This window comes from Pseudomonas sp. 05N36, assembly GCF_056397385.1.
This window is the reverse complement of sequence record NZ_JBFTNH010000006.1, coordinates 202,806-215,669: the sequence shown is the minus strand read 5'-3', so window position 1 is coordinate 215,669 and position 12,864 is coordinate 202,806. Positions and strand designations below refer to the sequence as shown.

The window sequence follows — 12,864 nt, the reverse complement described above, 5'->3', positions numbered from 1 at the left end:
CTTAAGCTGCCCGCTGACAGCTGCCATTGGCATTGGCATTGGCATTGCGACAAAGCCCGGTCATGGCCGACGCCGAACCCGCTCGCTCATGGCATAATCCTTGGTCTTTTATTTCCAGCACCTCCAAAGGGGGGCAATTCCTTGACCGCTTCAAGCAAAACGTTGCACCTTTTCGGCATCAAAGCCTGCGACACCATGAAAAAGGCGCGCACCTGGCTCGATGAAAACGCTGTGCATTTTGACTTTCATGATTACAAAACGGCCGGAATCGACCGTGAACACCTGACCCAGTGGTGCAACGAGCACGGCTGGCAAGTGGTGCTCAACCGTGCAGGCACGACCTTTCGCAAACTCGACGACGAACGCAAAGCCGATCTCGACCAGGCGAAAGCTATCGAATTGATGCTCGCACAACCTTCGATGATCAAGCGCCCGGTGCTCGATCTCGGTGACCGAACCCTGATTGGCTTCAAGCCAGACATTTACGCGGCAGCGCTCAAGTAAGCCAGCCCGTTCAATTTTGTTAGAGGTATAAACATGTCCACTCCCCTGTTCAGCCTGGCCTTTGGTGTCGGCACTCAAAACCGTCAAGGTGCATGGCTGGAAGTGTTTTACGCAGCTCCGGTTCTCAAGCCATCGGCTGAGCTCGTCGCCGCTGTCGCGCCGATTCTGGGCTACACCGAAGGCAATCAGGCCATCGCTTTCACTACCGCCCAGGCCGCACAACTGGCTGAAGCCCTGAAAGGTGTCGACGCGGCTCAAGCGGCGTTGCTGACCCGCCTGGCCGAAAGCCACAAGCCGTTGGTTGCCACCCTGCTGGCCGAAGACGCACAACTGAGCTCCACCCCTGAGGCCTACCTCAAGCTGCACCTGCTGTCCCATCGCCTGGTCAAGCCACACGGCCTGAACCTGGCCGGGATCTTCCCGTTGCTGCCGAACGTGGCCTGGACCAGCCAGGGCGCAATCGACCTGAACGAACTGGCCGAGCATCAACTGGAAGCCCGTCTGCGTGGCGAGCTGCTGGAAGTGTTCTCGGTCGACAAGTTCCCGAAAATGACCGACTACGTCGTACCGGCTGGCGTGCGTATCGCTGACGCTGCGCGGATCCGTCTGGGCGCCTACGTGGGTGAAGGCACCACCGTGATGCACGAAGGTTTCGTCAACTTCAACGCCGGCACCGAAGGCCCGGGCATGATCGAAGGCCGCGTTTCTGCGGGCGTGTTCGTCGGCAAGGGTTCGGACCTGGGCGGCGGCTGCTCGACCATGGGCACCCTGTCGGGCGGTGGCAACATCGTGATCAAGGTTGGCGAAGGCTGCCTGATCGGCGCGAACGCCGGTATCGGCATTCCGTTGGGCGACCGCAACACCGTTGAGTCGGGCCTGTACGTGACCGCTGGCACCAAAGTGGCGCTGCTGGACGAGAACAACAAACTGGTCAAAGTGCTCAAGGCCCGCGAACTGGCTGGCCAGCCTGACCTGTTGTTCCGCCGCAATTCGGAGACCGGTGCCGTGGAATGCAAAACCCACAAATCGGCCATCGAACTGAACGAAGCGCTGCACGCTCACAACTAAGCAGCCTCAAATGATCACCTGTAGGAGCGAGCCTGCTCGCGAAGCTTTTTGGCGGCCTCAAGGACGCCATCGCGAGCAGGCTCGCTCCCACAGGGTCATGCGCATGGGCCGAACAACATGATGATTCCTTCTCCCTGGCGCGCCGATTTTCCGGCCATCGCCGCTCTGCAACGGCAAGACCAGACCTATCTGGACAACGCCGCCACCACCCAGAAACCCCAAACCCTGATCGATGCGCTGGCGCACTATTACGCCAACGGCGCGGCCAACGTCCATCGTGCGCAACACCTGCCCGGCGCCCATGCCACGCAGGCGTTCGAAGACAGCCGCAGTAAAGTCGCGCATTGGCTCAACGCCGGCAACAGTGGGCAAATCATCTTTACCCACGGCGCAACCTCTGCGCTGAACCTCCTGGCCTACGGCTTGGAACACCTATTCAATCCGGGCGATGAAGTGGTCATCAGCGCCCTGGAACACCACGCCAACCTGCTGCCGTGGCAGCAATTGGCGCACCGTCGCGACCTGAAGCTGGTGGTGTTGCCACTGGACGCGGACGGTTTGATCGATCTCGATGCCGCTACCCAACTGATCGGCCCACGCACGCGGTTGCTGGCGGTCAGCCAGTTGTCCAACGTGCTCGGCGCCTGGCAACCGTTAGCGCCGTTGCTGGCGCTGGCCAAGGCGCAGGACGCCTTGACCGTGGTCGATGGCGCCCAAGGCGTAGTCCATGGCCGCCATGACGTGCAGGCACTGGGTTGCGACTTCTACGTTTTTTCCAGCCACAAACTCTATGGCCCGGACGGTCTCGGCGTGCTGTATGGCCGCAACGAAGCCTTGCAGCAGTTGCGCCCATGGCAGTTCGGTGGCGAGATGGTGCTGGACGCCAACTACCACGACGCACGCTTCCGTCCAGCCCCGCTGGGCTTTGAAGCCGGCACACCGCCGATTGCCAGCGTGATTGGCCTGGGCGCGACCCTCGACTATCTGGCCGGTCTGGACCAGGACGCCGTGTGCGCCCACGAAGCCGCGCTGCATGATTACCTGTTGAAGGGTTTGCGGGCGCGCAATGGCATTCGCCTGCTTGGCAAACCGCAACTGGCACTGGCCAGTTTTGTCGTCGAAGGCGTACACAACGCCGACCTGGCGCATCTGCTCACCGAACAGGGCATCGCCGTACGTGCCGGACACCACTGCGCAATGCCGTTGCTGAAAAGCTTCGAATTGGCAGGAGCGATTCGGGTGTCGTTGGCGCTGTACAACGACTCGGAAGACCTTGAGCGCTTTTTCGAAGCCCTTGATCAAGCGCTGGAGTTGTTGCGATGAGCCTGCCGGCGGATGCCATTACGGCACTGGAAACCTTTCAGGCCGCTGCCGGCTGGGAACAACGCGCTCGCTTGCTGATGCAATGGGGCGAACGGCTTCCGGCGTTGAGCGATGCAGACAAGACCGAGGCCAATCGCGTACACGGCTGCGAAAGTCAGGTGTGGCTGGTGGGTGCGCTGCAGGACGGCCATTGGCAGTTTTCTGCCAGCAGCGATGCACGGTTGATTCGTGGGTTGGTGGGGCTGCTGCTGGCGCGGGTCAACGGCTTGACCGCCGCCGAGTTGCAACAGGTGGATTTGCCGGACTGGTTTGATCAGTTGGGTCTGAGCAGACAGCTATCTCCGTCGCGCAGCAATGGCTTGAATGCGGTGTTACAGCGAATGAATGAGTTGGCGGGTTAATCGCCATCGCGAGCAGGCTCGCTCCCACATTGGAATGCGTTCACTGTGGGAGCGAGCCTGCTCGCGATGAGGCCATCAGCCACACCTGTCAAACCTCAGGCTTGACCCGATCCGCCGGGCGCCGCACACCCGCAACAATCTTATCCACAGCCTTGGTCGCGGCGACCATGCCAAACGTCGCGGTCACCATCATCACCGCGCCAAAACCGCCAGCGCAGTCGAGTTTCACCCCATCGCCGACAAAGCTCTTCTGCAAGCAAATGCTGCCATCGGGTTTCGGATAACGCAGTTGCTCGGTGGAAAATACGCACGGCACGCTGTAGTGACGGGTCACGGTGCGTGAGAAACCGTAATCGCGGCGCAATGTGGAGCGCACTTTCGAGGCCAGCGGGTCATTGAAGGTCCGGTTCAGGTCACACACCTGGATCAGCGTCGGATCGATCTGACCGCCCGCACCACCCGTGGTGATGATCTGGATCTTGCGGCGTTTGCACCAGGCGATCAGCGCAGCCTTGGCGTTGACGCTGTCGATGCAGTCGATCACGCAGTCGATATTTGGCGTGATGTACTCGGCCATGGTCTCGCGGGTGACGAAGTCCGCCACCGCGTGCACCGTGCATTCCGGGTTGATCCCGCGCAGGCGCTCGGCCATCACCTCGACCTTGGGTTTGCCGACGGTACTGTCCAGTGCATGCAACTGGCGATTGGCGTTGCTGACGCACACGTCATCAAGGTCGAACAGCGAGATTTCGCCGACACCGCAACGGGCCATGGCTTCCGCCGCCCAGGAACCGACGCCACCGACGCCAACAATCGCCACATGGGCCGCGCGCAAACGCGCCAGGCCTTCGATGCCATACAAGCGGGCAATGCCAGCAAACCGCGGATCTTCTGTACTCATGACCACTACCCTAAAAACCGGCGCGCATTATAGGGCCGATGCGTGCCAAGAACATCTTTGCGCTATAAACGGCAGCGGGTCGCGCTTTATTTGTGCCGGCATATGTACATTTTTTGTCACACAAAAGAACTTAAGCGAAGATGGCTTGCCCAATGTCCGGCTTTTTTCTGTCTGCTGTACGCTCAGTTGAAGGCCAGTGTAGGATGCGCGCCGATTGGCGCGTGCCAACCGTCCCCTCGTTCCGCACCTTTTGGAACCCGATATAGCTATGTCATCGCGTAAATTTGGACTCAATCTGGTGGTAGTGCTGGCGATTGCCGCGCTGTTCACCGGTTTCTGGGCGCTGATCAACCGCCCCGTCACGACCCCCAACTGGCCTGAGCAGATCTCCGGTTTTTCTTACTCGCCGTTCCAGCAAGGCCAGTTCCCACAGAAAAACCAGTTCCCGTCCGACGATGAAATGCGTCGCGACCTGGAGATCATGAGCAAGCTGACCGACAACATCCGGACCTACTCCGTCGACGGTACGCTTGCGGACATCCCGAAACTGGCGGAAGAATTCGGCCTGCGCGTAACGCTCGGGATCTGGATCAGCCCCGATCTTGAGCGTAACGAGCGCGAGATCCAGCGCGCCATCGAGCTGGCCAACAGCTCGCGCAGCGTCGTGCGCGTGGTGGTCGGTAACGAAGCGATCTTCCGTAAGGAAATCACCGCCGAGCAATTGAGCGTGATCCTCGATCGCGTGCGCGCAGCGGTAAAGGTCCCGGTGACCACGTCCGAGCAATGGCACGTCTGGGAAGAAAACCCGATGCTGGCCAAGCACGTCGACCTGATCGCGGCTCACATCCTGCCGTATTGGGAGTTCATCCCGGTGGACCAGGCCGGCCAGTTTGTTCTGGACCGTGCCCGCGACCTGAAAAAACTCTTCCCGAAAAAGCCATTGCTGCTGTCCGAAGTGGGCTGGCCGAGCAATGGCCGCATGCGCGGTGGTGCTGATGCGACCCCGGCCGACCAGGCGATTTACCTGCGCACGCTGGTGAACAAGCTCAACCGCCAGGGCTTCAACTACTTCGTGATCGAAGCGTTTGACCAGCCATGGAAAGCCAGCGACGAAGGTTCGGTAGGCGCCTATTGGGGTGTGTTCAACGCTGCGCGTCAGCAGAAATTCAACTTCGAAGGCCCGGTCGTAGCGATTCCGCAATGGCGAGTACTGGCGGTCGGCTCCGTGGTCCTGGCGTTGTTGTCCCTGACCCTGCTGATGATCGACGGCTCGGCCCTGCGCCAGCGCGGTCGGACCTTCCTGACCTTCACCGCGTTCCTCGGCGGTTCGGCACTGGTGTGGATCGGTTACGACTACAGCCAGCAATACAGCACCTGGTTCAGCCTGACGGTGGGCTTTCTGCTCGCCCTCGGTGCGCTCGGGGTATTTATCGTACTGCTGACCGAAGCCCACGAACTGGCCGAGACCGTCTGGACCCACAAACGTCGGCGTGAATTCCTGCCGGTGGTGGGCGACTCGGACTACCGTCCGAAAGTCTCGATCCATGTGCCGTGCTACAACGAGCCGCCGGAGATGGTCAAACAGACCCTCAACGCCCTGGCCAACCTCGACTATCCGGACTTCGAAGTCCTGATCATCGACAACAACACCAAGGACCCGGCCGTCTGGGAACCGGTGCAGGCCTATTGCGAAACCCTCGGCCCGCGCTTCAAGTTCTTCCACGTCTCGCCATTGGCCGGTTTCAAGGGCGGTGCGCTGAACTACCTGATCCCGCACACCGCCAAGGATGCCGAAGTGATCGCGGTGATCGACTCGGACTACTGCGTCGACCCGAACTGGCTCAAGCACATGGTGCCGCACTTCGCCGATCCGAAAATCGCCGTGGTGCAGTCGCCACAGGATTATCGCGACCAGAACGAAAGCACCTTCAAGAAGCTCTGCTATGCGGAATACAAAGGCTTCTTCCACATCGGCATGGTGACCCGTAACGACCGTGACGCGATCATCCAGCACGGCACCATGACCATGACCCGTCGCTCGGTGCTCGAAGAACTCGGCTGGGCTGACTGGTGCATCTGCGAAGACGCCGAGTTGGGTCTGCGGGTGTTCGAAAAAGGCCTGTCGGCGGCGTACTACCACAACAGTTACGGCAAGGGCCTGATGCCCGATACCTTTATCGACTTCAAGAAACAGCGTTTCCGCTGGGCCTACGGAGCGATTCAGATCATCAAGCGGCACACTGCCAGCCTGTTGCGCGGCAAGGACACCGAGCTGACCCGTGGCCAGCGTTACCACTTCCTCGCGGGCTGGTTGCCGTGGGTCGCGGATGGCATGAACATCTTCTTCACCGTCGGTGCCCTGCTCTGGTCGGCGGCGATGATCATCGTGCCGCAACGGGTCGATCCACCGCTGCTGATCTTCGCAATCCCGCCATTGGCGCTGTTCGTGTTCAAGGTCGGCAAGATCATTTTCCTCTACCGCCGTGCGGTCGGGGTCAACCTGAAGGACGCATTCTGCGCGGCATTGGCTGGCCTGGCGTTGTCGCACACCATCGCCAAAGCGGTGCTGTACGGCTTCTTCACCAGCAGCATTCCGTTTTTCCGTACCCCGAAAAATGCCGATAACCACGGCTTCTGGGTAGCGATTTCGGAAGCGCGCGAAGAGCTGTTCATCATGCTGCTGTTGTGGGGCGCGGCGCTGGGGATCTACCTGGTGCAGGGCATCCCGAGCAACGACATGCGCTTCTGGGTGACCATGTTGCTGGTGCAGTCGCTGCCGTATCTGGCCGCGCTGATCATGGCCTTCCTGTCTTCTCTGCCAAAACCTGCGCCAGAAACCGAGCCGGCACCTGCCGCTTAAATCTGCGCAAACCACTAAACGGCGGCCTCTGGCCGCCGTTTTGCTTTAAGATATCTGCCATTTCGCGCGCCCTGCCCCAGATGGCCCGCCCTATACCTGTGGGAGCGAGCCTGCTCGCGATGAGTCCGTCACATTCAACCTCTATGTTGATGGTGATGACGCCATCGCGAGCAGGCTCGCTCCCACATTGACAGCTTTCGGAGTTCTCACATGACGGCCCACGCCGACCTTTCGCCGACCCTCCAACTCGCTATCGACCTGATCCGTCGTCCGTCCGTGACGCCGGTCGACGCCGATTGCCAGAAGCAGATGATGCAGCGCCTGGGCGATGCCGGTTTTGCACTTGAGCCGATGCGCATCGAAGATGTGGATAACTTCTGGGCCACCCACGGCAAACACGAAGGCCCGGTGCTGTGCTTCGCCGGTCACACCGACGTGGTGCCGACCGGCCCGGTACAGGCCTGGCAAATCGACCCGTTCGACGCGGTGATCGACGAACACGGCATGCTCTGCGGCCGTGGCGCGGCGGACATGAAAGGCAGCCTGGCCTCCATGACCGTGGCGGCCGAACGTTTTGTCGCCGACTACCCGGACCACAAGGGCAAGGTCGCCTTCCTGATCACCAGCGACGAAGAAGGCCCGGCGCATCACGGCACTAAAGCAGTGGTCGAACGCCTCGCAGCGCGCAAAGAGCGTCTGGACTGGTGCATCGTCGGCGAACCGTCGAGCACCACGCTGGTCGGTGACGTGGTCAAGAATGGCCGTCGCGGCTCCCTTGGCGCCAAGCTCACCGTGCGCGGTGTGCAAGGTCACGTGGCCTACCCGCACCTGGCGAAGAACCCGATCCACCTCGCCGCCCCGGCCCTGGCCGAACTGGCCGCCGAGCATTGGGACCACGGCAACGATTTCTTCCCGCCGACCAGTTTCCAGATTTCCAACGTCAACTCCGGCACTGGCGCGACCAACGTGATCCCCGGTGATCTGGTGGCGGTGTTCAACTTCCGTTTCTCCACCGAGTCGACCGTCGAAGGCCTGCAACAGCGAGTGGCCGATATCCTCGACAAACACGGCCTGGACTGGCACATCGACTGGGCGCTGTCCGGCCTGCCGTTCCTCACCGAGCCGGGCGCCCTGCTCGATGCGGTGTCGGCAAGCATCAAGACCATCACCGGTCGCGACACCAAGGCGTCCACCAGCGGTGGTACGTCGGACGGTCGCTTCATCGCCACCATGGGTACGCAAGTGGTCGAGCTTGGCCCGGTCAACGCGACGATCCATCAGGTCAACGAGCGTGTACTGGCCAGCGACCTCGATCTGCTGACCGAAATCTACTACCAGACCCTGATCAAGTTGCTCGCCTGATGCTCGCCTGTCCTATCTGCAGCGCGCCGCTGAACGCGGTCGACAACGGCGTCGCGTGCCCGGCCGGGCATCGCTTCGACCGCGCCCGCCAGGGTTACCTGAACCTGCTGCCGGTGCAACACAAGAACAGCCGTGACCCTGGCGACAACCAGGCCATGGTCGAAGCCCGCCGCGACTTCTTGAATGCCGGGCACTACGCGCCGGTGGCCAAGCGTCTCGCCGAACTGGCAGCTGAACGTGCGCCACAGCGCTGGCTGGACATCGGTTGTGGCGAGGGTTACTACACCGCGCAAATCGCCGACGCCCTGCCAAATGCCGACGGCTACGCACTGGATATCTCCCGCGAGGCGGTCAAGCGCGCCTGCAAACGTAACCCGCAGCTGACCTGGTTGATCGCCAGCATGGCCCGGGTGCCGTTGGCCGATGCCAGCTGCCAGTTCCTCGCCAGCGTGTTCAGCCCGCTCGACTGGCAGGAAGCCAAACGCCTGCTCAGCCCGGGTGGCGGCTTGATGAAAGTCGGGCCGACCAGCGGCCATTTGATGGAACTGCGTGAGCGTCTGTACGACGAAGTGCGTGAATACACCGATGACAAGCACCTGGCCCTGGTGCCGGAAGGCATGACGCTGCAACACAGCGAAATCCTCGAATTCAAACTGAACCTGGTCAACGGCCAGGACCGCGCCAACCTGCTGGCCATGACGCCTCACGGCTGGCGCGCCAGTGCCGAACGCCGGGCGGCCGTCATCGAACAGGCCGAGCCGTTCGAGGTCAGTGTGTCGATGCGCTACGATTACTTCGTTCTGCAGTAATTATCTGAGAGCAACCCTTAAACTTTTGGTCTTGAGCAGTGGCTTGAGACCGGCTAAATCCGCGAATGGATTTTTCGAAACCCGCAGTGAGGAACATCCATGCGCCAACCCGATATCGAGATTTACCTGAAAGACGCCGACGTCGACTACAAGGCCATCGCCACTTGGCTCGGCGCGGCGCTGGGTCCTTGCACCGACTGGGTTCAGAAAGGTCAGACCTACAAGTGCAAGGCCGGCAACGTGCCTGTGACCTGGCTGCCAAAAGCCGTGGGCAAGTGGAACAGCCTGTACCTGGAAAGCGACCAGACGCCGTGGGACGACGATATCGCCTGCGCCCGCGCCGCCTTTGCCGCGCTGAACGTCGAAGTGCGCTGCGCGCCGGGGAGCTGGGTCGAGGACGAAGGTGAAGAGACGGCGGATCGCTGGATTCGGATCAGCGTCGACGGTGAAGAAGAGATCACCTGGAAAACCGCTTAAAACCTGAACCTGCGATGGCATGCTCAACAGAGATCTAATGTGGGAGCGAGCCTGCTCGCGATAGCGGTGCAAGACGCGCAGTAGATATTCGCGTCGAATGACGTCATCGCGAGCAGGCTCGCTCCCACAGTGGTTTTGTATGAGGCGAAGATTGGGTTTACAAACCTACTACGTCTTCAGCCTGCAAACCTTTCTGCCCATCGACCACTGCGTATTCAACCTGCTGGCCTTCGGCCAACGAGCGGTGGCCTTCGCCACGGATCGCGCGGTAGTGCACGAACACGTCTGCCCCGCCCTCACGCTGAATAAAGCCGTAGCCCTTGGCGTCGTTGAACCACTTCACGTTGCCGGTCTCGCGCGTTGCCATCAATCAATCCCCCCTCTTTTTATTATTGGTCGGCCTGTTCATGAACACGCCTTGAGAACGTTTGCCAGCGCTCGGTTTTCTGTAAGAAACAGCGCCGATAGTGGCAAACGGAAGGCCGAGTATATGACAGCCACAAAAACTCTCAACTCAAGATTACTTCGGCGCTTTTTTGCCGATTTTCGACGAATACGGCACACTACCGGCCCCGAGCGCTTGCTCGGTTTTTTCAACTAAAGCAGAAGCCGTATGACCCGCTCCCCGTTCCGCCGTCTGGTATTTGGCACCTTGCGCCGACTGTTGTACCTCTGGGTTCGCTCGGAGACGATCAACCAGTCGTCCTTCACCCTCAACCTCGACCGCAGTCGCCCGGTGTTCTACGTCCTGCAAAATCCTTCGCTGACCGACCTCGCCGTGGTCGATACCGAATGCAGCAAGGCCGGGCTGCCACGCCCGGTATTGCCGACCTCGGTGGGCAACCTGCTGGAGCCTGCGGCGTTTTTCTACCTGACGCCCGAGCCCGACTGGCTCGGGCGCCAGGACAAGCGCGGCGCACCGCCCACCCTGACCCGGCTGGTCAGTGCCCTGAGCCAGAATGCCGCCGAAGACGCGCAGATCATCCCGGTCAGCGTGTTCTGGGGCCAGTCGCCAGACAGCGAATCGAGCCCGTGGAAATTGCTCTTTGCTGACAGCTGGGCGGTGACCGGGCGTCTGCGCCGATTGCTGAGCATCATGATCCTGGGGCGCAAGACCCGCGTGCAATTCTCCGCGCCGATCCACCTGCGTGAGCTGATCGAGCACAACAAGGGCCATGAACGCACCGTACGCATGGCCCAACGTATTTTGCGAGTGCACTTTCGCAACCTCAAAGCCGCGGTCATCGGCCCGGACATTTCTCACCGGCGCAACCTGGTCAAAGGCCTGCTGAATCAGCCACTGGTCAAACAGGCGATCCTCGACGAAGCCGAGCGCGAAAACATTTCGCCCGAGAAAGCCAAGGCGCAGGCCCTGCGTTACGGCAACGAAATTGCCTCGGACTACACCTACACCGCGATCCGCTTTCTGGAAGTGGTGCTGAGCTGGTTCTGGAACAAGATCTACGACGGGATCAAGGTCAACCACATCGAAGGCGTGCAGAAAGTCGCCCAGGGTCACGAAGTGATCTACGTGCCGTGCCATCGCAGCCACATCGATTACCTGCTGCTTTCCTACCTGCTGTTTCGCAACGGCCTGACGCCGCCGCACGTCGCCGCCGGGATCAACCTCAACATGCCGGTGATCGGCAGCCTGCTGCGCCGCGGCGGGGCGTTTTTCATGCGCCGCACCTTCAAAGGCAATCCGCTCTACACCTCGGTGTTCAACGAATACCTGCACACGCTGTTCACCAAAGGCTTCCCGGTGGAGTACTTCGTCGAGGGCGGCCGTTCGCGCACCGGGCGCATGCTGCAACCGAAAACCGGGATGCTGGCGATCACCCTGCGCAGCTTCCTGCGTTCGTCGCGCATGCCGATCGTCTTCATCCCGGTGTATATCGGTTACGAACGGGTGCTGGAAGGCCGGACTTACCTCGGCGAACTGCGTGGCGCGAGCAAGAAAAAAGAGTCGATCTTCGACATCTTCAAAGTCATCGGCGCGCTGAAGCAGCGCTTCGGCCAGGTGGCGGTGAACTTCGGCGAGCCGATCAAACTGGCGGAGTTCCTCGACAGCGAACAACCGGATTGGCGCACCCAGGCGCTTGGCCCACAGTTCAGGCCCGCCTGGCTCAACGAAACCACCAACCGCCTCGGCGAACGCGTGGCACGGCACTTGAACGAAGCGGCCGCGATCAACCCGGTGAACCTGGTGGCGCTGGCGCTGCTTTCCACCAGCCGTCTGGCGCTGGACGATCGCGCCATGGCGCGGGTGCTCGATCTGTATCTGGCCTTGCTGCGCAAAGTGCCTTACTCGCCGCACACCACGCTGCCGGAAGGTGACGGCCGAACGTTGATCGAACACGTCAAGGACATGGACCTGCTCTCTGAGCAAAGCGATGCACTGGGCAAGATTCTTTATCTGGACGAGCAAAACGCCGTCCTGATGACCTACTACCGCAACAACGTGCTGCACATTTTCGCCCTGCCGGCGTTGCTCGCGAGCTTCTTCCAGAGCGCCTCGCGCATGAGCCGCGAACAAATCCTGCGCTACGCGCGCGCGCTGTATCCGTACCTGCAATCGGAGTTGTTCATTCGCTGGTCGCTGGACGAACTGGATGCGGTGATCGATCAATGGCTCGAGGCCTTTGTCGAACAAGGCCTGCTGCGCTTCGAGAACAACGTGTACCTGCGCCCGGCGCCAAGCTCCCGGCATTTCGTGTTGCTGACCTTGCTGTCCAAGAGCATCGCGCAGACCTTGCAGCGCTTCTACATGACCGTTTCCCTGCTGCTCAACAGCGGCCAGAACACCCTCACCGCCGAAGAACTGGAAGACCTGTGCACGGTCATGGCCCAGCGCCTGTCGATCCTGCATGGCCTGAACGCCCCGGAGTTCTTCGACAAGAGCCTGTTCCGCCACTTCATCCAGACCCTGCTGAACCTCGACGTGCTCAAGCGCGACGAAGCCGGCAAGCTGAGCCACCACGAACTGCTCGGCGAACTGGCTGAAGGCGCGGCCAAACGCGTGCTGCCGGCAGAGATTCGCTTGTCGATCCGTCAAGTGGCGCTGCACCGCAGCGAAGATGCGGCGGATCAACCGGCGCCTGCGCCGCAAGCCGACTAAATGATTTAAAGCCGTCCGCGGTCCGTTAATTGCTTTTATCG

Annotated in this window: 11 protein-coding genes; 9 read left to right on the top strand and 2 right to left on the bottom strand. The window is 60.9% G+C overall.

Annotated elements, in window-relative coordinates:
- Nucleotides 1-195 precede the first annotated feature (195 nt).
- The 4 genes from AC1DIH_RS11255 to AC1DIH_RS11240 all read left to right on the top strand — a co-directional run bounded on the left by AC1DIH_RS11255 (nucleotide 196) and on the right by AC1DIH_RS11240 (nucleotide 3,296).
- Nucleotides 196-504, top strand: a complete 309-nt coding sequence (locus AC1DIH_RS11255; protein ID WP_237142995.1) for an arsenate reductase — start codon at nucleotides 196-198, stop codon at nucleotides 502-504.
- Between the two features lie 33 nt (nucleotides 505-537).
- On the top strand, nucleotides 538-1,572 hold the full coding sequence (gene dapD, locus AC1DIH_RS11250; RefSeq protein WP_477771732.1) for a 2,3,4,5-tetrahydropyridine-2,6-dicarboxylate N-succinyltransferase: 1,035 nt from the start codon (nucleotides 538-540) through the stop codon (nucleotides 1,570-1,572).
- Nucleotides 1,573-1,689: 117 nt separating this feature from the next.
- Nucleotides 1,690-2,895 (top strand): aminotransferase class V-fold PLP-dependent enzyme, encoded by a 1,206-nt coding sequence (locus tag AC1DIH_RS11245; protein WP_477771731.1) that lies wholly within the window; start codon nucleotides 1,690-1,692, stop codon nucleotides 2,893-2,895.
- On the top strand, nucleotides 2,892-3,296 hold the full coding sequence (locus tag AC1DIH_RS11240; RefSeq protein WP_477771730.1) for a SufE family protein: 405 nt from the start codon (nucleotides 2,892-2,894) through the stop codon (nucleotides 3,294-3,296). The genes AC1DIH_RS11245 and AC1DIH_RS11240 overlap by 4 nt, the downstream gene beginning before the upstream one ends.
- Nucleotides 3,297-3,384: 88 nt before the next feature.
- Here the strand turns inward: AC1DIH_RS11240 and tcdA are convergent, their stop codons facing one another.
- The gene (gene tcdA / locus AC1DIH_RS11235; protein ID WP_427541022.1) at nucleotides 3,385-4,197 is read right to left on the bottom strand and encodes a tRNA cyclic N6-threonylcarbamoyladenosine(37) synthase TcdA; all 813 of its coding nucleotides are present in this window, start codon (nucleotides 4,195-4,197) and stop codon (nucleotides 3,385-3,387) included.
- A 268-nt stretch (nucleotides 4,198-4,465) separates the two neighbouring features.
- Here tcdA and AC1DIH_RS11230 point away from each other — a divergent pair, with 268 nt between their 5' ends.
- From AC1DIH_RS11230 to AC1DIH_RS11215, 4 genes are all read left to right on the top strand, one after another.
- The gene (locus AC1DIH_RS11230) at nucleotides 4,466-7,057 is read left to right on the top strand and encodes a glycosyltransferase (RefSeq protein ID WP_477771729.1); all 2,592 of its coding nucleotides are present in this window, start codon (nucleotides 4,466-4,468) and stop codon (nucleotides 7,055-7,057) included.
- Between the two features lie 210 nt (nucleotides 7,058-7,267).
- Entirely contained in the window at nucleotides 7,268-8,419 is a 1,152-nt protein-coding gene (gene dapE / locus AC1DIH_RS11225; protein ID WP_477771728.1) for a succinyl-diaminopimelate desuccinylase, read from the top strand.
- Nucleotides 8,419-9,228, top strand: coding sequence for a putative RNA methyltransferase (locus tag AC1DIH_RS11220; RefSeq protein ID WP_477771727.1), 810 nt, complete (start codon nucleotides 8,419-8,421; stop codon nucleotides 9,226-9,228). The genes dapE and AC1DIH_RS11220 overlap by 1 nt, the downstream gene beginning before the upstream one ends.
- 99 nt (nucleotides 9,229-9,327) lie before the next feature.
- Entirely contained in the window at nucleotides 9,328-9,705 is a 378-nt protein-coding gene (locus tag AC1DIH_RS11215; RefSeq protein WP_477771726.1) for a hypothetical protein, read from the top strand.
- A 157-nt stretch (nucleotides 9,706-9,862) separates the two neighbouring features.
- Here the strand turns inward: AC1DIH_RS11215 and AC1DIH_RS11210 are convergent, their stop codons facing one another.
- On the bottom strand, nucleotides 9,863-10,072 hold the full coding sequence (locus AC1DIH_RS11210) for a cold-shock protein (protein WP_019692071.1): 210 nt from the start codon (nucleotides 10,070-10,072) through the stop codon (nucleotides 9,863-9,865).
- Nucleotides 10,073-10,318: 246 nt separating this feature from the next.
- Between AC1DIH_RS11210 and plsB the strand changes: the two genes are divergently transcribed.
- On the top strand, nucleotides 10,319-12,823 hold the full coding sequence (gene plsB / locus AC1DIH_RS11205; RefSeq protein WP_477771725.1) for a glycerol-3-phosphate 1-O-acyltransferase PlsB: 2,505 nt from the start codon (nucleotides 10,319-10,321) through the stop codon (nucleotides 12,821-12,823).
- Nucleotides 12,824-12,864 lie beyond the last annotated feature (41 nt).

Excerpts from the sequence above, each read along its gene's own strand:
- AC1DIH_RS11255 (WP_237142995.1), top strand. The coding sequence starts at position 196 with ATGAAAAAGGCGCGCACCTGGCTCGATGAAAACGCTGTGCATTTTGAC.
- dapD (WP_477771732.1), top strand. The coding sequence starts at position 538 with ATGTCCACTCCCCTGTTCAGCCTGGCCTTTGGTGTCGGCACTCAAAAC.
- AC1DIH_RS11245 (WP_477771731.1), top strand. The coding sequence starts at position 1,690 with ATGATGATTCCTTCTCCCTGGCGCGCCGATTTTCCGGCCATCGCCGCT.
- AC1DIH_RS11240 (WP_477771730.1), top strand. The coding sequence starts at position 2,892 with ATGAGCCTGCCGGCGGATGCCATTACGGCACTGGAAACCTTTCAGGCC.
- tcdA (WP_427541022.1), bottom strand. The coding sequence starts at position 4,197 with ATGAGTACAGAAGATCCGCGGTTTGCTGGCATTGCCCGCTTGTATGGC.
- AC1DIH_RS11230 (WP_477771729.1), top strand. The coding sequence starts at position 4,466 with ATGTCATCGCGTAAATTTGGACTCAATCTGGTGGTAGTGCTGGCGATT.
- dapE (WP_477771728.1), top strand. The coding sequence starts at position 7,268 with ATGACGGCCCACGCCGACCTTTCGCCGACCCTCCAACTCGCTATCGAC.
- AC1DIH_RS11220 (WP_477771727.1), top strand. The coding sequence starts at position 8,419 with ATGCTCGCCTGTCCTATCTGCAGCGCGCCGCTGAACGCGGTCGACAAC.
- AC1DIH_RS11215 (WP_477771726.1), top strand. The coding sequence starts at position 9,328 with ATGCGCCAACCCGATATCGAGATTTACCTGAAAGACGCCGACGTCGAC.
- AC1DIH_RS11210 (WP_019692071.1), bottom strand. The coding sequence starts at position 10,072 with ATGGCAACGCGCGAGACCGGCAACGTGAAGTGGTTCAACGACGCCAAG.
- plsB (WP_477771725.1), top strand. The coding sequence starts at position 10,319 with ATGACCCGCTCCCCGTTCCGCCGTCTGGTATTTGGCACCTTGCGCCGA.